Annotated in this window: 14 protein-coding genes; 7 read left to right on the top strand and 7 right to left on the bottom strand. The window is 34.9% G+C overall.

The genetic code is table 11. The features are described from left to right. Positions 1 to 31: 31 nt before the first annotated feature. The 3 genes from FOL89_RS10145 to FOL89_RS10135 all read right to left on the bottom strand — a co-directional run bounded on the left by FOL89_RS10145 (position 32) and on the right by FOL89_RS10135 (position 4,699). Complete coding sequence (locus FOL89_RS10145) at positions 32 to 2,227, bottom strand: B12-binding domain-containing radical SAM protein (RefSeq protein WP_144282688.1); 2,196 nt, start codon at positions 2,225 to 2,227, stop codon at positions 32 to 34. An 84-nt stretch (positions 2,228 to 2,311) separates the two neighbouring features. After that, positions 2,312 to 3,586, bottom strand: coding sequence for an aminotransferase class I/II-fold pyridoxal phosphate-dependent enzyme (locus FOL89_RS10140; RefSeq protein WP_144282687.1), 1,275 nt, complete (start codon positions 3,584 to 3,586; stop codon positions 2,312 to 2,314). Between the two features lie 75 nt (positions 3,587 to 3,661). Then, entirely contained in the window at positions 3,662 to 4,699 is a 1,038-nt protein-coding gene (locus tag FOL89_RS10135) for a PLP-dependent cysteine synthase family protein (protein WP_144282686.1), read from the bottom strand. 221 nt (positions 4,700 to 4,920) lie between these two features. Between FOL89_RS10135 and FOL89_RS10130 the strand changes: the two genes are divergently transcribed. The 5 genes from FOL89_RS10130 (at position 4,921) to FOL89_RS10110 (ending at position 13,785) form a co-directional block, all read left to right on the top strand. Continuing rightward, positions 4,921 to 8,406 carry a glycosyltransferase family 117 protein gene (locus tag FOL89_RS10130; protein ID WP_144282685.1) on the top strand — a complete coding sequence of 1,162 codons (3,486 nt, stop codon included), beginning with the start codon at positions 4,921 to 4,923 and terminating at the stop codon, positions 8,404 to 8,406. A gap of 94 nt (positions 8,407 to 8,500) precedes the next feature. Then, positions 8,501 to 9,991 (top strand): hypothetical protein, encoded by a 1,491-nt coding sequence (locus FOL89_RS17845; RefSeq protein ID WP_228444896.1) that lies wholly within the window; start codon positions 8,501 to 8,503, stop codon positions 9,989 to 9,991. Positions 9,992 to 10,021: 30 nt separating this feature from the next. Further along, positions 10,022 to 10,546, top strand: coding sequence for a DUF1697 domain-containing protein (locus tag FOL89_RS10120; protein WP_144282684.1), 525 nt, complete (start codon positions 10,022 to 10,024; stop codon positions 10,544 to 10,546). Between the two features lie 160 nt (positions 10,547 to 10,706). Then, the gene (gene kdsA, locus FOL89_RS10115) at positions 10,707 to 11,516 is read left to right on the top strand and encodes a 3-deoxy-8-phosphooctulonate synthase (protein WP_144282683.1); all 810 of its coding nucleotides are present in this window, start codon (positions 10,707 to 10,709) and stop codon (positions 11,514 to 11,516) included. Positions 11,517 to 11,559: 43 nt separating this feature from the next. Next, positions 11,560 to 13,785, top strand: a complete 2,226-nt coding sequence (locus FOL89_RS10110; RefSeq protein ID WP_144282682.1) for a TonB-dependent receptor plug domain-containing protein — start codon at positions 11,560 to 11,562, stop codon at positions 13,783 to 13,785. An 89-nt stretch (positions 13,786 to 13,874) separates the two neighbouring features. Here the strand turns inward: FOL89_RS10110 and FOL89_RS10105 are convergent, their stop codons facing one another. The 3 genes from FOL89_RS10105 to FOL89_RS10095 all read right to left on the bottom strand — a co-directional run bounded on the left by FOL89_RS10105 (position 13,875) and on the right by FOL89_RS10095 (position 16,778). Next, complete coding sequence (locus FOL89_RS10105; RefSeq protein WP_144282681.1) at positions 13,875 to 14,447, bottom strand: hypothetical protein; 573 nt, start codon at positions 14,445 to 14,447, stop codon at positions 13,875 to 13,877. Positions 14,448 to 14,562: 115 nt separating this feature from the next. Beyond that, on the bottom strand, positions 14,563 to 15,429 hold the full coding sequence (locus tag FOL89_RS10100) for a sigma-70 family RNA polymerase sigma factor (RefSeq protein ID WP_027385416.1): 867 nt from the start codon (positions 15,427 to 15,429) through the stop codon (positions 14,563 to 14,565). Positions 15,430 to 15,986: 557 nt separating this feature from the next. Then, on the bottom strand, positions 15,987 to 16,778 hold the full coding sequence (locus tag FOL89_RS10095) for a S1/P1 nuclease (RefSeq protein WP_144282680.1): 792 nt from the start codon (positions 16,776 to 16,778) through the stop codon (positions 15,987 to 15,989). 176 nt (positions 16,779 to 16,954) lie between these two features. Here FOL89_RS10095 and FOL89_RS10090 point away from each other — a divergent pair, with 176 nt between their 5' ends. Next, positions 16,955 to 19,357 carry an alpha/beta hydrolase family protein gene (locus FOL89_RS10090; protein ID WP_144282679.1) on the top strand — a complete coding sequence of 801 codons (2,403 nt, stop codon included), beginning with the start codon at positions 16,955 to 16,957 and terminating at the stop codon, positions 19,355 to 19,357. A 37-nt stretch (positions 19,358 to 19,394) separates the two neighbouring features. Here FOL89_RS10090 and FOL89_RS10085 read toward each other — a convergent pair whose 3' ends face one another. Further along, positions 19,395 to 19,787 (bottom strand): helix-turn-helix domain-containing protein, encoded by a 393-nt coding sequence (locus tag FOL89_RS10085; protein ID WP_144282678.1) that lies wholly within the window; start codon positions 19,785 to 19,787, stop codon positions 19,395 to 19,397. A gap of 111 nt (positions 19,788 to 19,898) precedes the next feature. On the opposite strand from FOL89_RS10085, the gene FOL89_RS10080 reads away from it, so the two are divergent. Continuing rightward, a partial coding sequence (locus FOL89_RS10080) for a hypothetical protein (protein WP_144282677.1) occupies positions 19,899 to 20,256 on the top strand: 358 nt, incomplete at its 3' end.

Here is a 20,256-nt window from a genome sequence, read left to right as displayed (position 1 = left end):
TGGGAGGATTACAGTTTAAATGTACAAAAAATTATAAACTAAGAATAATTCCGTTTTCCTTCAGTTGCTGAATCGGCTTAGAAAACCAAAACAATTCAAAGTTTTCAAACTTCTCCTCAAATTGAGTTTTAATTTGATTCAAAGTTATTCTATGATTATTATCCAACGAATTGTTTTCCATGGTTTTGATTAGCCAACTTGCTTTTTCCTGCTCGATATCTATGGTAACAATATTGGTTTTTAAATGAAAAGTCACTTTAGAATAAGACCATGAATGTTGTTTTTTTGTTTTAATATAATTTTCAACGACCATATTTTTAGCTAAAAATATAATTTTTGAATTGGGTTTAAAAACAAAGGAGTCTTCTTCTAAAAGGCAGTCGTGAATGTAATCCGGATGAACTGTAGTTTTAGGTATTTTGAAATCAAACCATTCCTGCAGAGGAATTTCAAAATTAATTCCGTGCATATAATTAAAAAGCGACTTTTTTAGTCCAAAACTGAATTTGCTGTGATCAACTCCTGTTTTATCTTTAAAATCAATATCATTATTGGCAAATTTTATCTCTTGGTGTACCGGAATGATACCAAATTGTTCAGGATTTTTTCCTACAGGTGAATGTGTGGTCATCGCAAACTGATGCCAAAAACCACTTTGCAAAATTCCCATTTCAAAAAGCTGACGAACCATTTCTAATGAATCTACTGTTTCCTGCACCGTTTGAGTAGGATAGCCGTACATAAGATAAGCATGAACCATGATTCCGGATTCTGTAAAATTTCTTGTAACTTTTGCCACCTGATCTACAGAAACTCCTTTATCAATTAATTTTAAAAGTCTGTCACTTGCCACTTCAAGTCCACCGGAAACAGCAACGCATCCTGACATTTTAAGCAAAAAGCATAAATCCTGTGTGAAACTTTTCTCAAAACGAATATTTGTCCACCAGGTGACTACAAGATTTCTTCGCAAAATCTCAAGAGCAACTTCCCGCATTAAAGCAGGAGGTGCAGCTTCATCTACAAAGTGAAAGCCGGTTTCTCCTGTTTGGGTAATCAGTTCTTGCATTCTGTCGACCAGAATTTTTGCAGAAATAGGCTCGTAGATTTTGATATAGTCTAATGAAATATCGCAAAAAGTACATTTCCCCCAATAGCAACCATGTGCCATCGTCAATTTATTCCATCTTCCGTCGCTCCATAAACTGTGCATAGGATTGGCAATTTCAATCACAGAAATATATTGATCTAGTCGTAAATCTGTATAATCAGGAGTTCCTATTTCTGATTGTTTGTAATCGTGTTTTAAAGAATTGTTTTTATAAACAACTTTTTGATTTTCAAGAAGGAAAGTTCGCTTAAGCTGAGATTCCTGAGTTTTTTTCGGACTACAAATATCTTCATACACCAACTCAATAGGAAGTTCTCCGTCATCTAAAGTGATGAAATCGAAAAACTCAAAAACTCTTTCATCTTTCAGATCTCTGAGTTCTGTGTTTGGAAAACCACCTCCCATTGCTGTTTTAATATGAGGATAGTTTGTTTTGATAAATTTCGCAGAACGAAAAGCCGAATATAAATTTCCCGGAAAAGGAACTGAAAAACAAATAAGTTTAGGTTTAATAAACTCTATTTTTTCCTGAAGAATTTCCAAAGTGAAATCATCTGTGAAAGTAACATCCTGATGTAGTTTGGAGTACAATTCATCAAAAGAATTAGCAGATTTACCTAATCTTTCCGCATATCTGCTGAAACCAAAATCGGCATCTGTATTTTCTACAATATAATCAGAAATATCTTCCAGATAAAGAGTGGCCAAATGTTTGGCTTTGTCCTGTAAACCCATATTCCCAAAAGCAAATTCCATATCATCCAGCAGGTTGAAACGGGAAGCTTCGGGAAGAAAATTCATCGAACAGATCTGTCTTGCTAAAGTAGGATTTTTTCCCTGCAGAAAAAGAATAACCTGATCAATGGTTTTAATATATTCATCTCTTAAAGCGAAAATTCTTTGTGAGTTTTCTGAGATAATATTTTTTCCTTTACTATTCGCAAAAATCTTCTGAAAACCTTCTTTTGAAAATAGTTTTAATATTACCTCAATTCCCAAATCAATCTGGTAGCTTGAAATACCTTTAGTATTCAGGAAACCTTTGATGTATGCCGTTGCAGGATATGGTGTGTTGAGTTGCGTAAAAGGCGGCGTAATAAGAAGAATGTCTTTCAAAAGAAAAGCTTTATTGATATTGTTGATTCTTGCAAGTAATGATGGAAAAAAACCTCAGAAATTTCTGAGGTTTTATATTTTAACTTAAATTTCCTTGAAACTTAAACCTTGTTCAGCAAGGAGTTTCTGCTCCTGATCTTTATAAAATCCGTTTGTCAACTTATCATGTATTGCTTCAAATGCGGCCAATGTTTCATTAATTTCTGCATCCGTATGAGAAGCAGTAGGAATCAACCTTAATAAAATCATTCCTTTTGGAATTACCGGGTAAACAACCACGGAGGTAAAGATTCCGAAGTTTTCTCTTAAATCTTTTACCAACAGAGTAGCTTCTACAGGAGTTCCCTGCATCATAACAGGTGTTACACAAGTATTGGTGTCTCCAATGTTAAATCCTCTTTCTAAAAGACCTTTTTGAAGTTTATTGGTATTTTCCCAAAGTTTTGCTTTGATTTCTGGTCTTGTTCTTAATAATTCCAGTCTTTTCAACCCCCCGATTACCATAGGCATCGTTAAAGATTTCGCGAAAATCTGAGATCTAAGATTGAATTTTAAATATCTGATGATTTCTTTATCTCCCGCAATAAAAGCTCCGAAACCTGCCATAGATTTTGCAAAAGTTGAAAAATAAACGTCAATTTTATCCTGACATCCTTGTTCTTCTCCGGCTCCGGCTCCTGTTTTACCAAGGGTACCAAATCCATGGGCATCGTCTACTAAAAGTCTGAACTGGTATTTAGATTTCAGCTCGCAGATTTCTTTTAGTTTGCCCTGCTGCCCTCTCATTCCGAAAACACCCTCAGTAATTACTAAAATTCCTCCTCCTGTTTCTTCAGCTACTTTTGTTGCTCTCTGCAGGTTTTTTTCAAGACTTTCAATATCATTGTGACGGTAAGTGAATCTTTTTCCGGAATGAAGTCTTACACCGTCTACAATACAGGCGTGAGAATCTACATCATAAACAATCACATCGTTTCTTCCAACCAGGGCATCTATAGTAGAAACCATTCCCTGATAACCGAAGTTTAATAAATATGCTGACTCTTTCTGAACAAATTCTGCCAGTTCTTTTTCCAGCTGCAAATGCTGATGCGTCTCTCCCGACATTGCTCTTGCTCCCATCGGATAGTACATTCCGAATTCTGCTGCAGCTTTTGCGTCTGCTTCCAAAACTTCAGGATGATTACACAATCCTAAATAGTCATTGGCACTCCAAAAAATGACTTCTCTTCCCTGAAACTGCATTCTAGGACCAATAGGACCTTCAAGCTTCGGGAAAATAAAATATCCTTCACCATAATCTGCAAATTGTCCCAATGGACCTGGGTTTTGCTTTATTCTTTCAAAAATATCTAACATTATGTTGTAGTTTTTTTAAGTAAAAAAGCCTTTTATGAATTACAAAAAAGGCTTACTTTTTATCAGTTAAAATTTTTATTTGATAATTTCTGTCTTGAAGACTTCTTCATAATTGTGAAAACAGTTATTGATAAAACCTTGCTCTTCCATCCATTTATCGCTGTAAACTTTTGTTATATATCTGGAACCATGATCAGGATAGATCAATACGACACAGTCTTTTTCAGTAAATTGGTAAGAATTGGCATACTGAATCAATGCCTGAGTTACAGCTCCTGTTGTATACCCACCCATGATGGCTTCTTTTAGAGCGATTTCTCTGGTTCTGTAGGCAGACATCTCGTCATTTACTCTCACAAAATGATCTACTTTCTCAAAAAGAAGAGCAGAAGGGATTAAATTTTTACCCATTCCCTCAATCTGATAAGGATGTACATCTTCTTTGTGGATTTCGCCGGTTTCATGATAACTTTTAAGAATAGATCCGTCTGCATCTACACCTATAATCTTTATATCAGGATTTTTTTCTTTTAAAAATTTGGCAGATCCTGAGAGTGTTCCTCCTGTTCCTGTACATGCAAAAAGGTGGGTGATTTTCCCCTGAGTCTGTTCCCATAATTCAGGACCGGTGGTCTTGTAATGGGCATCAACATTCAACTCATTAAAGTATTGATTGATGTAAATAGAATTAGGGGTCTCAGCAGCAATTCTTTTTGCTACTTCATAATAAGATCTAGGGTCATTCGCGGGAACATTCGCAGGACACACATAAACTTTTGCTCCTAAAGCTTTAAGGTAAGCAATTTTTTCAGGCTTAGTTTTATCACTCACTGCCAGTATGCATTTATAACCTTTAATAATGCAGACCATGGCAATTGAGAAACCTGTATTTCCGGAAGTGGTTTCTACCACTACAGAATCTTCCTTTAATAAACCTTTTTTCTCAGCGTTTTCTATGATATGAAGTGCGATTCTATCTTTTGTGGAATGTCCAGGATTATATGATTCTAACTTAGCATAAACAGTTGCAGGTATGTCTTTTGTGACGGTATTTAATTTTACCAAAGGCGTGCTCCCGATTAAGCCAAGAATATTATCGTAAACATTACTCATTATTTGTTATTTTTCAATAAAAATCTGTCGGCAAAAATACAAAAAAATAAATACTTTTTAAACTTTTAGTCAATTATAAGTTTATTAACATGCAAATAAGTGATTTATTTCAGCCTACAGCAATGCGAAACAGACAAAAATTACGCCACATTTTTTAAAATTTGTTAAAATGAAGATAAACTAATCTAAAAACCTTATTTTCGCATCATTGATTTTATACTATGAAAAACTGGACTTTTAGGCAATGGAATACCATTCTCGGGTGGGTGATTTTCGTTATTGCATTTTTCACGTACTTATCAACCATAGAACCCAACTTTAGTTTTTGGGATTGTGGTGAATATATTTCTTCCGCAGTAAAACTGGAAGTCACCCATGCTCCCGGTGCTGCATTATTTCAGATTGTAGGAGCTGTTGCTGCTATTTTTGCTTTTGGACAGGGTGAAAATTATTCTGTTGTGATTAATGGAATGTCGGCTTTATTCAGTGCGCTGACCATTTTGTTTTTATTCTGGACGATTACTCATTTTGTGAGAAGACTTTTAAACAAAGATTTTGAAGAGATTACCAGACATCAGGAAATTGCCATACTTTTTGCCGGTGTTATCGGCTCCTTATGTTTTACATTTTCAGATACTTTTTGGTTTTCTGCGGTAGAAGGCGAGGTTTACTCAATGGCTTCCATGTTTATTGCTTTGCTTGTGTGGTTGATTACCAAATGGGAAAACGAATATCTTGAAAGAGACAGCGAAAGATGGATCATTTTAATTTTCTTTATTCTTGGGCTTTCTGTAGGCGTTCACATGATGTGTATGCTGGCAATTCCTGCAGTTTGTCTTGTATATTATGCCAGAAATTATAAGTTCACATGGATGAACTTTCTTTGGGCAAATGCCATTACTTTAGGGATTCTAATTATTGTTTTTAAACTTATTTTCCCTATCATCATGACCTTGTTCGGAAGACTTGAGATCTTCTTTGTGAATGGTTTAAGTTTGCCATTTCATTCAGGAACAATTGCAGGATTTATCATTATGGTCGGGCTTTGCTACTTAATGATTAAATATGCAAAAAAAGCGAAAAGAAATATTTATCAGACCATTGCTTTATCCGTCGTTTATATGATCATTGGTTTCTCATGTTGGATGGTTATTCCGATCAGGGCTAATGCAAATCCTCCAATGAACCTTAATGATCCGGATACCGCAATCGGAATGCTGGATTATTATAATAGAGAACAGTACGGTGACTGGCCAACAATTTACGGACAAAACTACACTGCCTTTTTAGATGCTAACGGAATTCAAAAAAATGAAGACGGAAGTTTCAAAACAACGAAAAAAGGTGATGTTTATGAAAAAGACGAAAAAACAGGAAGATATATAAAAACCAGTGAGCGTTTCAATTATGTTTTCGATAAATCTCATGTGAGTCTTATGCCGAGAATGTTTAATGATGATAAAGATGTAATGAATAATTACATTTCCATGTACGGCGCTCCTGATTTTACATTTAATTATGATAATGAAGATGTTGCAGACAGCCCTGAAGCTCAGGAAATTTTCAGTGAACTGAAAGCAAAGTATAATGATGGTGATATTACCGCAGCAGATTATTTGAAAGTAAGACCTTATAATCTTATTAAAGTTCAGAAACCTTCTTTGATGCAGAATATGGATTACTTCATCACGTTTCAAAATGGTTATTATTTCTTAAGATATCTTTTGTGGAATTTTGCCGGAAGACAAAATGACCTAGAAGGTTCTACAGACGATTTAAGAGGAAACTGGATCTCCGGAATTTCTTTTATCGACGACGCAAGGCTTGGAAATCAGGATGCAATGCCTGCCAAATATAAAAACGAAAGTACAGTAGCCTTTTTCTTTTTACCTCTTATTTTAGGGATTTTGGGATGCTATTTCCAGTTCAGTAGAGATTTCGGAAGATTTTATGCGATATTATCATTGTTCGTCCTTACAAGTGTCGGAATTATCTTCTATACTGGTGTAAAACCTTTTGAGCCAAGAGAAAGAGATTATGCAATGGTAGGATCTTTCTATGCTTTTGCAATATGGATTGGTCTGGGAGCAGGAGCTATTCTTTGGTATTTACAATCAAAGGTAAAGTCTAATGCAGCTAATATCGGATTTGGTGTTATTCTATTGGGAATTCCTTTGATGATGGGCTTCCAGAATTATTCTTCCCATGACAGAAGCGAAAGATATACTGCTTATGATTATTCTTACTCCGTATTAAAGTCGTTGCCAAAGAATGATATATTGTTTGTATACGGTGATAATGATACATATCCGGTTTGGGCAATGCAAGAGACAGAAAGGTTCAGAGACGATGTGAAAGTAGTTAATTTCACCCTTCTTTCCACCCCATGGAATATTGATCAGGTGAAAAGAAAAACTTACAATGCAGAAGGAATACCGAGCCAGCTTACCCATGAAGATTACAGAGACGGAGTAAATGACCAGATTTATCTGATGAAAAAGAATGATTGGAAAAATATTCTTGAAAACCTTCAGCAGTCTGGTGCTCCTGAAGAAATCATCAAACCATTCCAGAAATATCTTGTACAGGATTCTATGACGGTAAAAGAAGCAGTAGATTTTATTAAAATGAAATCGCCTGAAAAAGATGAAGTTCTGAAAATGATTTATGGTGAAGAACGTTACGAGAAATACAATTTTTTACCTGTGAATAAGTTTGTAATTCCGGTTAATAAAGCAAATGCAGTAAAAGCAGGGATCATCAGTGCTTCGGAAGCAAGCCGGGCTGCAGATCAGATCATTGTAGACTACAAAGCCGGCACATTGTACAAAAACAATCTGATGATGTTTGATCTTTTAGCTAATTTCGATTGGAAAAGACCTATCAATTTTTCTTCAGGCGGAGTTTATGACAGTGAAAATATCTTCTATCTGGATGATTATCTTCAGTTTGATGGCTTCAGCTACCGTTTTATTCCGATCTATACACCAAGAAGTAGCGATGGCGAAATGGGAAGAGTAGATGCTAACTCACTTTACAATATTGTGAAAAATTTCAGATGGGGTAATTTTAAAAATATTGATGTACATTTTGATGAGACAGCAACATCTAACATTATGAGCTACAGAAGTTCGGCAAGCAGAGCAGCAGCTGCTTTGGCATTAGCAGGGCAGAAAGCAAAAGCGATAGAGATTCTGGATTTGGCATCAAAAGAAATTCCTGCTGAGAAATATAACGATCCAAGATCTTTGAGTTCTATGGTATATGGTTATATTGTTTCTGGTCAGGAACAAAAAGGCTTAAAGCTGGCTGAAATCCTTAAAAAAGGTGTCTTCTCGGAATACGATTATTATCTTTTACTAAGCCCAAGCGAACAAAGATATATGGGAAGAGCCATGAGATCGAAGCCTATGGAATATTCTTTAGTAGTAACTTCGGTTACAGATGCTTATCAAAAAATAGGTCAAAAAGATAAAGCTTATGCCTATTTGGTGAAGTCTATTGAGCCAATTGATCAGAAGTTTAATGTATTCATTAAAGATCTGCAGCAAATGGGCAAAGAAAAAGCGATGAAAGAATCTGAAAAAGTGCAGAAGATCACGCCTTATTACCAATATTTGTTTGATGTCATGGAAAAGTATGACTCTACTTATGCTAAAGAAAAAGAAGATCAGATTACGACAGCGATCATCAAAGCAACACAATAACATAAGCATATTATATAAACGGAACTTCGGTTCCGTTTTTTTTTGTTGATATTCATAAAATTTAAAATTATATTTGTGCATCTAAAAAAACGCAATGTCTGAAACCCAATACAGAAAACTCCCGATTTACGCAGTCATTTTTGCTATACTGATCAAGTTTATTTTTTTCCTTACCCATCACATTCAGGAGGATGCATTCATTACCTGGAGAGTTGCTCAAAATTTGATAGATTATGGTGTTATCGGTTTTAATGGAGATACTAAAATTTCGGCATCTACCACGCACCTGTATGTTTTTGTTTCATCTATATTTAATCTAATGTTCGGCAAAGAAAACTTTGTCATTCCTATTTTAGTTTTTAATACTGTTTTATTTTCGATAGGAAGTTTGCTGCTTTCGCATCTTTTATTCAAAAACAATAGGCATAAAGCTGTTTTCATTATTTTATTTGGAATTTTACCACCTTCTATTAAAATTTCTATTCTTGGAATGGAATACGGAATCCTGTTTTTTCTTGAAATGGCTTTATTATACTACGGTTTTAAAAAAGAAAAAAAATGGGCTTTACTTATACTTCCAACACTGATTCTATTCACAAGAATTGATACGGCTATTTTTCTGGGCATCATCTTTCTGACAGATATTTTCTGGAACAAAAAAGTAAGATGGAATTATGTTTTAGGTGGAATTATTGGTGCTACCGTTTGTATCTGTTTTAATTGGTTTTACTTTGGAGAGTGGGTAAATAATACCATCGTCGCTAAAAAACTGGCATATGACAGAGGCTATACTTTTTACCAGAATTTCGAATATTTCAGATTGAATTACGGAAATTTCTGGGGAATGTTGAAGGTGCCTTCAGATTTTAATCCGATCACTATCATTATTATTGTTTTTGAACTTTTATGCTTTATTTATTTAATCCGTCAACAAGAGAAGAGAAACTTCTTTTTGTGGATCATTTTTCTTTTTGCATGGGCAAAACAGATGATCTTTCTTTCTCAAAAAAGCCTTTTTGACTGGTATTATTGGGTTCCGCAGATCCTGCTTTTCGTTCCTGTTCTTATTTTTGTTTTAGAACAGAAAGCAAAACGGAATCTTTGGCTTGCTTTACTCGTGATCTTCTATATTCTACCAATGACAGCATTTCAGACCATACATTCTATTGCAACAGGGAACGGAGAATGGAATTACAGAAGATCTATCGGATTGTTTCTGAATCAGTACGAAAAAGATAAAAAACAATGGATTTTATTGGAACCTGCCGGTTATGTTCCCTATTTTTCAGGTTTAAAAACCATTGACGAAGTAGGATTGGTAGATAAGCAAATTCAGGAAGAAATAAAAAAAGATAAGCCAAATTACTGGCTTAATACTGTTAAAAACAGAAAACCTAAATATCTTCTTTGTAATAAAGATCTTTTTGAAGGAAAAAATGCTGATTACTACCGATCAAAATACAAATTATTGAAAGAGTTCAGAATCAAAAATCATCTGGAAAGCGATAATCCTGTTTTAGAAAAAATTTATAAACTAAAACCTTCCGGCACCGATTATAATTTGTATGAAAAGATTAAAAACTAAAAATTAATTTTATTCTCAAACTTCAAAACAATGAAATACTGTGCTTTCCTCCGCGGCGTTAATGTAAAAGGAACCAATATGAAGATGGCAGATGTCTGTAAGGTTTTCAAAGATGCAGGAATGGAAAATGTTACTTCGGTTTTAGCATCAGGAAATATTATTTTCTCGTCTGATAAAAAAGCGGAAGATGTAAAAGTAATTCTTGAAAAATCAATGTCTGAGTATTTTAATTATGAAGCATTTCTGTTTCTGAAAACTGAAAAAGAAACAAAAAATATCTGGAATGCAAATCCGTTTGATCGTATCGCTGATTTTCATACTTATGTATTTGTAGGAAACGAGCAAATAGAAAATGTTTTAATGAAAGAGTTTCAGGAGGCGGTAAAAACTGAGAATGAAAAAGCAGAAATTACTAACCATATATTTTATTGGCAGGTTCCAAAAGGAAATACATTAGATTCGAGTTTTGGTAAAATTTTAGGCAAAAAAAGTTTAAAAGATCAGTTTACGAGCAGAAATTTGAATACATTTGAAAAAATCATTAAAAAGTTTTAGCTCCATTGTCTTTGCTGTAAATGGATAATAATTGATCCTTAATCCTTATTTTATGATATTAAACTTCTTGAAGTCTAAGGCTGAAATCTATTCAACTCCAAATAATTTCGCTTTTTGGAACTTTCTCAGTATTTTTACTCACATTTAATTTACTTAAAAAATGATTCAACATTTAGAAAACATACACCACAAAGATTCAAAAAACTTTTTTTTAATCGCAGGACCATGCATCATCGAGGGTGAAGATATGGCTCTCAGAATTGCCGAAAAAGTAATTGAACTGACCAATAAATACAATATTCCTTACATTTTCAAGGGAAGTTTCAAAAAAGCCAATCGGAGCAGGGTAGATTCTTTCACGACAATTGGCGAAGAAAAGTCTCTGGAAATTCTTAAGAAAGTAGGGGAGACATTTAATATTCCTACCACTACAGATATCCACGAAAACGAGCATGCAGCTTTGGCTGCTCAGTTTGTAGATGTATTGCAAATACCTGCATTTTTGGTTCGTCAGACAGATCTTTTGATAGCTGCTGCAAAAACAGGAAAATGTGTTACGCTGAAAAAAGGGCAGTTTCTTTCTCCCGAATCCATGAAGTTTGCCGTTGAAAAAGTGACCGATTCAGGTAACGATAAGGTAGCCATCATCGAAAGAGGAAATTCTTTCGGATATACCGATTTGATTGTTGATTACAGAGGGATTCCTACCATGAGAAATTATGCACCGGTTATTCTGGATGTTACTCATTCTTTGCAGCAACCCAATCAAAGTTCAGGAGTAACAGGAGGAAGACCGGATCTGATTGAAACTGTTGCCAAAGCGGGAATTGCTGTGGGAGCAGACGGAATCTTCATTGAAACACATCCGACTCCCGAAACTGCTCTTTCTGATGGAGCCAATATGTTAAGATTAGATTTATTGGAAGATTTGTTACAAAAACTGACAAGAGTAAGAGAATCTATACTATAATTGTTAAAAAATACTTAATTTTAGAAATTCTAAAAAATTCCGCTTGAAAAAACTAGTTTTACCACTGAGCTTAATGGTTCCGATGCTGTTTTTCTCACAAAACAGAAAAAGAGATACAACAACAAGAACCACGCAAATTGAGGAAGTTATTTTCCAGAAAAGAGGTACAGGACGCACCAATGATATTACTGCTGTAAGTATCTCGGGAAAAGATGCCAAAAATGTTTCCAGTATTTCGGGCGGAGTAGAAAGTTTGCTCAAAACACTTCCTTCGGTAAACTCCAACACAGAGCTTTCCTCACAATATATGGTACGTGGAGGAAATTATGATGAAAACTTAATTTATATTAATGATATTGAAATTTACAGACCGTTTCTGATCAGAAATTCACAGCAGGAAGGTTTAAGTATCATTAATCCCGATATGGTTTCCGCTGTTAACTTTTCGGCTGGAGGTTTTGAACCGAGATATGGTGATAAAATGTCATCTGCTTTAAATGTTTATTATCGTGAACCGAAAAAATTTGAACTTGGAGGAGAAGCAAGTTTAATCGGAGGGAGATTGACGACGGGTTTTGCTTCAGGAAAAGAAAACGAAAGCGGCAATAAAAAATTTACTGCTTTATTTTCGGGAAGATACCGAAATACCAATCTGGTTTTAAACACGTTAAATGAAGATACAGATTTCAATCCCACCTATTATGACTTTCAGTCTTATCTGAATTTTCATGCAACCGAAAAGCTTAATTTCTCTTTCATAGGATATTATTCTAAGAATGATTATGAAATGATTCCCAAACAGAGAAGTGTAGATTTTGGTTCTATCAATCAACCACTCAATCTTACTGTATTTTATAATGGTAGAGAAAATGACCAGTACAAAAATATGATGGGAACTTTTTCTGCCAATTTCAAAGCATCAGATAAATGGAGATTTACTCTTGATAATTTTGCGTATCAGAATCGCGAAAGAGAATATTATACAATTGCGTCCAGCTATGTTTTACAGACCTATGATCCGGTGACAGGAAATCCGATTACTTCTTATGATGTGGGCGGACAAATTGAGCATGCAAGAAATGATCTGTTTGTCCGAACATACGGAACGCAGTTCAGAACACGCTTTTCTCCGAATGTAAATACAGATATAGAATTAGGTTTTAAATATGAAAAAGAAAACCTTCGTGATCTTACCAACGAATACAAATTAGTAGATTCATCAGGATACAGCATTCCCAGACCGCTTGATGATCCCCGATTTCCGGATGCTTCAGATCTGGATCTGTTTTACAGCATTGCAGGAAGTAATCATATCCAGCCTACAAGATTATCAGCTTACGGACAGTACTCTCAGAAGTTTTTCTGGGGATCCAATCGTGTTCTTATCAATGCCGGAGCAAGAGTTGCACACTGGAGTTTTAATAATGAAACTATTTTTTCACCAAGAGCACAGTTTGCCATCAAACCGGACTGGGATACTGAAACATGGTTCAGACTTTCGGGGGGAGTTTATTATCAGGCTCCTTTTTATCGCGAAATTAAAGATTTGAATGGCGGTTTTAATCCCAATATAAAATCTCAGCGTTCCATTCAGGCAATTCTGGCCAATGAAGTTGAATTTGAGTTTGAAGACAGACCATTCAAACTTACTACGGAGTTGTATTACAAAAAAATGGACAATCTGATTCCTTATTTTATGGATAATGTAAGAATTCGTTATTCTGGAGAAAATAATGCTTCAGGTCATGCTTACGGAATAGATACAAGATTATTCGGAGAATTTGTTCCGGGGGTAGATTCATGGCTTTCGGCAAGTTATGCAAGAGTTTTTGAGAATATCGACGGAAGAGGAGATATTCCTAGACCAACTGACCAGAGATTCAGATTTGCAATGTTTTATCAGGATTATATGCCTAAATTCCCACAAATGCGTGTCAATCTTACTTTGACCTATGCTATGGGATTACCCAACGGAGCTCCTGTTTTTACAGATCCATATCAATATCAGAAAACATTGCCTTCTTATAAAAGAGTCGATTTAGGACTTTCGTATGTTTTTGTAGATTCTAAAGAAAAAAAGCAGTCGTATGGTTTCTTAAGCAAGTTTGAGGATCTTAGTTTAGGGGTTCAGGTTTTTAATGCTTTCAACATCAACAACACAATTGCCAATCAATGGATCACCGATGCCAATACAAGTATGATGTATCCGGTTCCGGTTCGTTTGACGGGTAGATTTTTTAATGTGACTCTTAATTTTAAGCTGAAATAGGATAGATTTACAGAATAAAACCGGTAGATTATATTCTTCCGGTTTTTATGCAGTTTTGTGAAAACGTAAAATATTGGGGTAGCAGTCAATTATTTTAAACTTTTCAATTTGCGAAGAAGTTGCTTTTGTTTTTCAATAAATTTTTCCAGACTATCTGTTTTCAATGGATGAGCATTTTGATACTTTTCGATTTCGGGAAGTGTTTTTCTTATTTTAAAAGAATTATATTCACTATAAACCAATTGATTATTATAGTTCATTTTAACTTGTAAATCATTCAGCTTTTTCTGTTTTAAGTGATATCTTGCAATACTTTCATTCACCATTTCTATTGTCTGTTTTCTCAAACTAGAATCAATAATACGTTTAGCAGCAGATGTAGCATCAAGATAATACTCGGTTGATTTATCTGTTATTTCCTGATTAATATTTTTTATTTTCTGACTATCTTCATATAACATATTTATTCTATTATCAATTGCTTTAAGATTTTCGTCATTTTTAATTTGTTCCAAATATATTGCATCAAGCATAGTTTTACCTTTACTATATCTTGTATAAGATACTTTTGATTGTGCATTTTCTACAGCGTTATCTGCTTCATTTTCTTTACATGAAAACAGTAGAAATATAACTAATGAAATAATACTGAGTTTGTTCATGGTTGTTTTTTTAGATTATTTTAATTTATTTTTATAAATATAATTAAACAATCCTAACAATAAAAAAACGGAACCTGAAAAAATCAAGTTCCGTTAATAATATTTAAAACTAAAATTATTTACCTAAATACGATTTCAAAATCTTACTTCTGGTATTGTGTTTTAGTCTTTTGATTGCCTTTTCTTTAATCTGACGAACTCTTTCTCTTGTAAGGTCAAAAGTTTCACCGATTTCTTCCAAAGTCATCGGATGTTTTCCATTCAGTCCGAAATACAATCTTACCAAATCTGCTTCTCTCGGCGTTAAAGTATTCAATGCTCTTTCAATTTCGATTTGAAGAGATTCAAGCATCAGATCTTTATCCGGACTTGGAGATTCTCCGGAACGAAGTACATCATACAAATTAGAATCTTCACCTTCAACAAGCGGTGCATCCATCGAAAGGTGACGACCACTGTTTTTCATTGATTCTTTGATATCTTCTTCGCTCATATCCAAAACTTCCGCCAATTCTTCCGGAGAAGGAGGTCTTTCGTTTTCCTGCTCAAGGTGAGCGTAAGCTTTATTGATTTTGTTGATAGAACCAATTTTGTTTAAAGGCAACCTTACAATTCTTGATTGTTCTGCCAATGCCTGTAAAATCGACTGGCGAATCCACCAAACTGCATAAGAAATAAATTTGAAACCTCTGGTTTCATCATATCTTTTGGCAGCTTTCATTAATCCCAAATTTCCTTCGTTGATCAGATCGGGCAAAGAAAGTCCCTGATTTTGGTACTGTTTTGATACAGAAACTACGAAACGGAGATTGGCTTTAATTAATTTTTCCAAAGCGGCTCTGTCGCCTGCACGGATTCTCTGTGCCAAATCTACTTCTTCGTCTGCAGTTATCAGTTCCACTTTACCAATTTCCTGCAAGTACTTGTCTAATGAAGCGGTTTCCCTATTGGTAACCTGCTTGGTTATTTTTAATTGTCTCATTTAATTTTCCTCAAAAATAGAGTTACATTATATTATACGTTCGGAATAATAAAAAGGTTACACATGTTACAATATTTTTTTATTAAATTAAAATAAAGTTCGGAAATTAGTTGTAAATTATTCCGCTTCGTCAATTGTCAGATAATTTAGGTTTATATTTTTCAGGAGCTATTTCCCGCTGTCCACTATATCTTTTGCTCTTCGTTTCTCATCACAAAAGGATGCCGTTTCCATCGGGGCTAGTAATTCAATGTAAAATCAATGTAAAACTGAGAAGTTTACCAGAATGGTTTTCACAAAAAAGCGAAACCGAAGTTCCGCTCTATAATTCAAAGATTAAAATAATCTGATTGTTCGCAATATGCCATAATTAAAAGCTATTTGTTGTAACAATGACTATTTTACCACAACGACCACCAAGATTATCACAAAGCTCAAAAGTATTTTGTACTTGGTGAAATCTTTAGTGTGCTTCGTGTTTAAATCCGTAGTATGATCAATAAGGAATTTTAATAAAAATAAAATTGATGGCTAAATTCACGATTGAGAATTCACTTTTAAAACAAATCATTCAATAATTTAGCTAATCTCAAACCTCCGTACAAAAGCTGTCTCTCCATTACGTCATTAAATTTATACTGATAATCGTAAGATAATTTTGAGCCATCCGGAGTCTGTGCATAGATTTTATTGGCAATCTGATGAGAATCATACAGCCAGTTTTCCAAAGTTCCAGACTGAATCTTTTTGACTTCATCTTTAGATCTAATGTCTAGAAGTTTTGCATATTCTGTATAGCTGTACTTCTGTGAATCGACTAATTTTCCGTCCCAAACGGAATGCAGATTGGTTTTATCACCAAAATAGGTTACGTTGATTTTGTTTCCTCCCAAATCTTCAGCTCTTCCTGTGTGCATTGGTTGCGCCAGGTCTCCCATCATATGAATGAGAAAAATCAAAGCGATTTTTCTGTCTTTTTCAGATGTTTTTTCATCTTTAATCTGGCTGGATAATACTTTAATCTGGGAATAAAGATTAGCTCCTGCCTGAGCTTTCAGATCTTTTTCGAAAGCTGTAAAATCTGTTTTGGGATCAATATTTACATAATGCCATGCCGAAGCCTGCTTCCAGACTCCGGTAGTATCAGACTTGATGAAATCCGGCCAGTTTGCCCAATAGGCCATTCTTTCCTGTCCCAACATTTTCCTGATTTCTTTTTTTGCTTTTCCGGAAAGATGATTTTCTGCAATCTCTGCAATCACTCTATGACCTGTTAATCCCCATGCATAAGAGTAGACAGAAAAGGCAATAGATGCCAAAAGCAGAAATTTCGAATAAATACGTTTCATTGTTATATCAATTTTGAAGCTGCAAAGATAGTTCACAGCGGTGTATTTCTGTCATCAGAATATTCTTAATTCAAATCATCTGTATTAAATTATTTTAATACCACTATTCTCAGGTATTTTTTATCCCGAATTTTATTAAAACTTTTCATTAAATTCGTACAAATCAAAATCTAAAAATGAAAATCAAACTCACCATCTGTCTGCTGGCTTTTCTCAACTTTTATGAAGCCCAGGAAAACATTTCTTACCAGAAACCTTCTGCCGAAATTCTGAAACTCGCAGATTATGACAGACCACCAAGCATTTTAATGAACTCTAAAAAAGATTGGGTTGTTTTTGTTTACAGACCAACTTATAAAACTTTGGATGATCTCAACCAACAGGAAATGAAACTGGGTGGATTGAGGATTAATCCAATAACCAATATTTCCAGTACCATAACCTATTCCAATAATCTGAAAGTTCGTAAGATGAACGATAAAACTGAAGTTCAGATTAAAGGTTTGCCAGAAAATCCGAAAATTACCAATACTTCTTTTTCACCGGATGAAAAAAAGTTGGCTTTTACCAATACCACTCAGAATGGTGTAGAGCTTTGGGTGATCGATCTGGAAACGGCATTAGCAAAGAAAATAACCAAAGACAATCTTAATGCGAATTTAGGAAATCCTTACAGCTGGATAAAAGATTCGCAGAGTTTCCTTGTTAAGGTACTTCCTGAAAACAGACCTAAACTCATAGATTCTTCTAAAGATCTTCCGACAGGACCAATCGTTTCTACTTCCAACGGAAAAGTTTCGCAAAACAGAACGTATCAGGATCTTCTTAAAAATCCTCAGGATGAAAAGAATTTTGAAATGCTTACCCATTCTGATTTGTACCACGTGGATCTGAGCGGAAATCTTAAAAAATTTAAGGATAAGGATATCTATGCCGGATTAAGTTATTCACCGGATGGAAATTATCTGATGGTAACAACAATAAAAAAGCCATTTTCCTACATCGTTCCGTTGAACAGATTTCCCATGACATCTTCTGTATATGATGCGAAAGGTAATCTTGTAAAAGTTGTAAACGAAGTTCTGCTGAACGAAATTATGCCGAAAGGATTTTCATCTGTACGAACCGGAAAAAGAGATATGAGCTGGAGATCAGATCAGCCTGCAACGCTGGTTTTTGCCGAAGCTCTGGATGGTGGAGATCAGTCTAAACCAGCAGATTTCAGAGACGAAATTTTTATCTGGGAAGCACCGTTTACTACACAGCCAAAATCATTTTTCAAAACTAAACAAAGATATGAAGGCACAAGCTGGACTAATAATCACTATGCTATTGTTTATGAAAGTTGGTATGATACCAGAAACACCAAATCTTATCTGGTAGATCTGAATAATGGTGCATCTAAAATCATTGATGACAGAAATTATCAGGATGTTTATAGCGATCCCGGAAATTTTAATACCACAAAAAACCAGTTCGGGAGATATGTAGTGGATATGAAAGGAGGCAAAGCGTATCTGATCGGAGATGGTTTTACCAAAGAAGGACAGCATCCTTTTATTGATGAAATGGACGTAAAATCTTTAAAAAAGAAAAGGTTATACACCTCTAATTTAAAAAATGCAAAAGAAGAAATCATTGATATCATTAATCCTTCTAAAGGGGAAGTTTTAACGATTCAGCAGTCGGCAAGTCAATATCCGAATTATTTTAAGAAAAATATCAAATCGAATAAGTATGAACCGGTGACCCAGTTTGCGAATCCTTTTGAAAGCATCAAAGATGTGTATAAAGAAGTGATTACGTATAAAAGAAACGATGGGGTTACTTTGACCGGAACGCTTTATTTGCCTGCGAACTATGATAGAAAGGCTAAAAAAGAAAAACTTCCTTTATTGATTTGGGCTTATCCTACAGAATACAAGGATAAAAATACCGCAGGACAAAGCACACAGAACCCAAATGATTTTACCTTCCCGTATTATGGTTCTTTTGTCTATTGGACGGCAAAAGGTTACGCGGTTCTGGACGATGCTGCGTTCCCGATTATCGGAGAAGGAAAAACAGAACCGAACGATACTTTTATCCCGCAACTGGTTGCCAACGGAAAAGCAGCCATTGATGCAGTGGATCAGTTAGGTTACATCGACAGAAAGAAAGTGGCAGTAGGAGGACATTCTTACGGAGCATTTATGACCGCCAATCTTTTGACCCACTCTAAGGATTATGCGTGCGGAATTGCAAGAAGCGGAGCCTACAACAGAACTTTAACGCCTTTCGGATTTCAGAGCGAACAAAGAAATTATTGGGACGTTCCGGAAATTTATAATACGATGTCCCCGTTCATGAATGCCAATAAGATGAAAACTCCATTGCTTTTGGTACACGGTGATGCAGACAATAATCCGGGAACATTTACCCTGCAGACCGAAAGATATTTTCAGGCGCTGAAAAACCTTGGAGCTCCGGTAAAAATGGTGCTTCTACCCAAAGAATCTCACGGATATGCCGCCAAAGAAAACATTCTGCACCTTCTCTGGGAACAGGATCAGTTTCTGGAAAAATGTCTGAAAAAATAATTGTAAATCCCCCGCTTCAAAATAAACGGGGGATTTTTTATTTTTTTAAAATATTGATGACATCCTGAAGCTGCTCTATCATTTTATCTTTGTCTTTCAGCCGTTCTTCGTACAGAGATTCTATCTTATCTGTTTTGTCTTTATTTTCCTGATACAGGTTTTGAATTTCCTGATGTCCTACCGAAGCATCATAAAAATTCTGCTGATTGTAGATATTGTTTGGGTTTGCATCAAGCAGTTCGTAAACAGGTGTTTCCAGTATTTCGGCAATCTGATACAATCTGTCTACCGTAAGCTTGGTTTCGTTTTTCTCTATTTTGCTGTAGGCTGCCTGGCTGATGTGAAGCTCCTCTGCCATATTTTCGTGCGAAAAGCCTTTCTTCTTGCGGTATTCTTTTATTCTTTCAATAATGACTTCCATAGTTTCCATTACTATATCTTATAATTTTAATCACAAAAGTAATATTTTTTCTGAAAAAGTTATATAAAGGTTTTGAAAAATGTATTAATATTGTATCTCTAACATTAAATAAATAAAACCATGATGAAAAAAATCAGTTTCCTGATGCTTTTTGCATTATTATTTTTAGTTCTCAACTGTAGAACAGAATCTTTCAATCAGGAAGATCCTTCAATTCAGGAACATACAAATGCTATTCTTAAAGTAAACCTTGAAGAAGTTCTATCCAAAACTTCCAAATACGACAAAGAAATTACCCATGACCTCAGTACTTTCACGTGGGAAAAAAGGTCAGAAAACAAAAATACCGAAAAAAATACCGAAGACAATAATTACTATTTCAACACCGATGACATCCAAAAAATTACTGCAGAGAATGCAACGTATTACACCATTCCTGCGATAAGTAAAACCGATGAGAGAGAAGATATTCTGCATT

This window comes from Chryseobacterium echinoideorum (assembly GCF_007474535.1).
Taxonomy (GTDB): Bacteria; Bacteroidota; Bacteroidia; order Flavobacteriales; family Weeksellaceae; genus Chryseobacterium; species Chryseobacterium echinoideorum.
This window is presented reverse-complemented; position numbering and strand designations above follow the sequence as displayed.

Coding starts and splice junctions, on each gene's coding strand:
- FOL89_RS10140 (WP_144282687.1), bottom strand. CDS start 3,586: ATGTTAGATATTTTTGAAAGAATAAAGCAAAACCCAGGTCCATTGGGA.
- FOL89_RS10135 (WP_144282686.1), bottom strand. CDS start 4,699: ATGAGTAATGTTTACGATAATATTCTTGGCTTAATCGGGAGCACGCCT.
- FOL89_RS10130 (WP_144282685.1), top strand. CDS start 4,921: ATGAAAAACTGGACTTTTAGGCAATGGAATACCATTCTCGGGTGGGTG.
- FOL89_RS17845 (WP_228444896.1), top strand. CDS start 8,501: ATGTCTGAAACCCAATACAGAAAACTCCCGATTTACGCAGTCATTTTT.
- FOL89_RS10120 (WP_144282684.1), top strand. CDS start 10,022: ATGAAATACTGTGCTTTCCTCCGCGGCGTTAATGTAAAAGGAACCAAT.
- kdsA (WP_144282683.1), top strand. CDS start 10,707: ATGATTCAACATTTAGAAAACATACACCACAAAGATTCAAAAAACTTT.
- FOL89_RS10105 (WP_144282681.1), bottom strand. CDS start 14,447: ATGAACAAACTCAGTATTATTTCATTAGTTATATTTCTACTGTTTTCA.
- FOL89_RS10100 (WP_027385416.1), bottom strand. CDS start 15,429: ATGAGACAATTAAAAATAACCAAGCAGGTTACCAATAGGGAAACCGCT.
- FOL89_RS10095 (WP_144282680.1), bottom strand. CDS start 16,778: ATGAAACGTATTTATTCGAAATTTCTGCTTTTGGCATCTATTGCCTTT.
- FOL89_RS10090 (WP_144282679.1), top strand. CDS start 16,955: ATGAAAATCAAACTCACCATCTGTCTGCTGGCTTTTCTCAACTTTTAT.
- FOL89_RS10085 (WP_144282678.1), bottom strand. CDS start 19,787: ATGGAAACTATGGAAGTCATTATTGAAAGAATAAAAGAATACCGCAAG.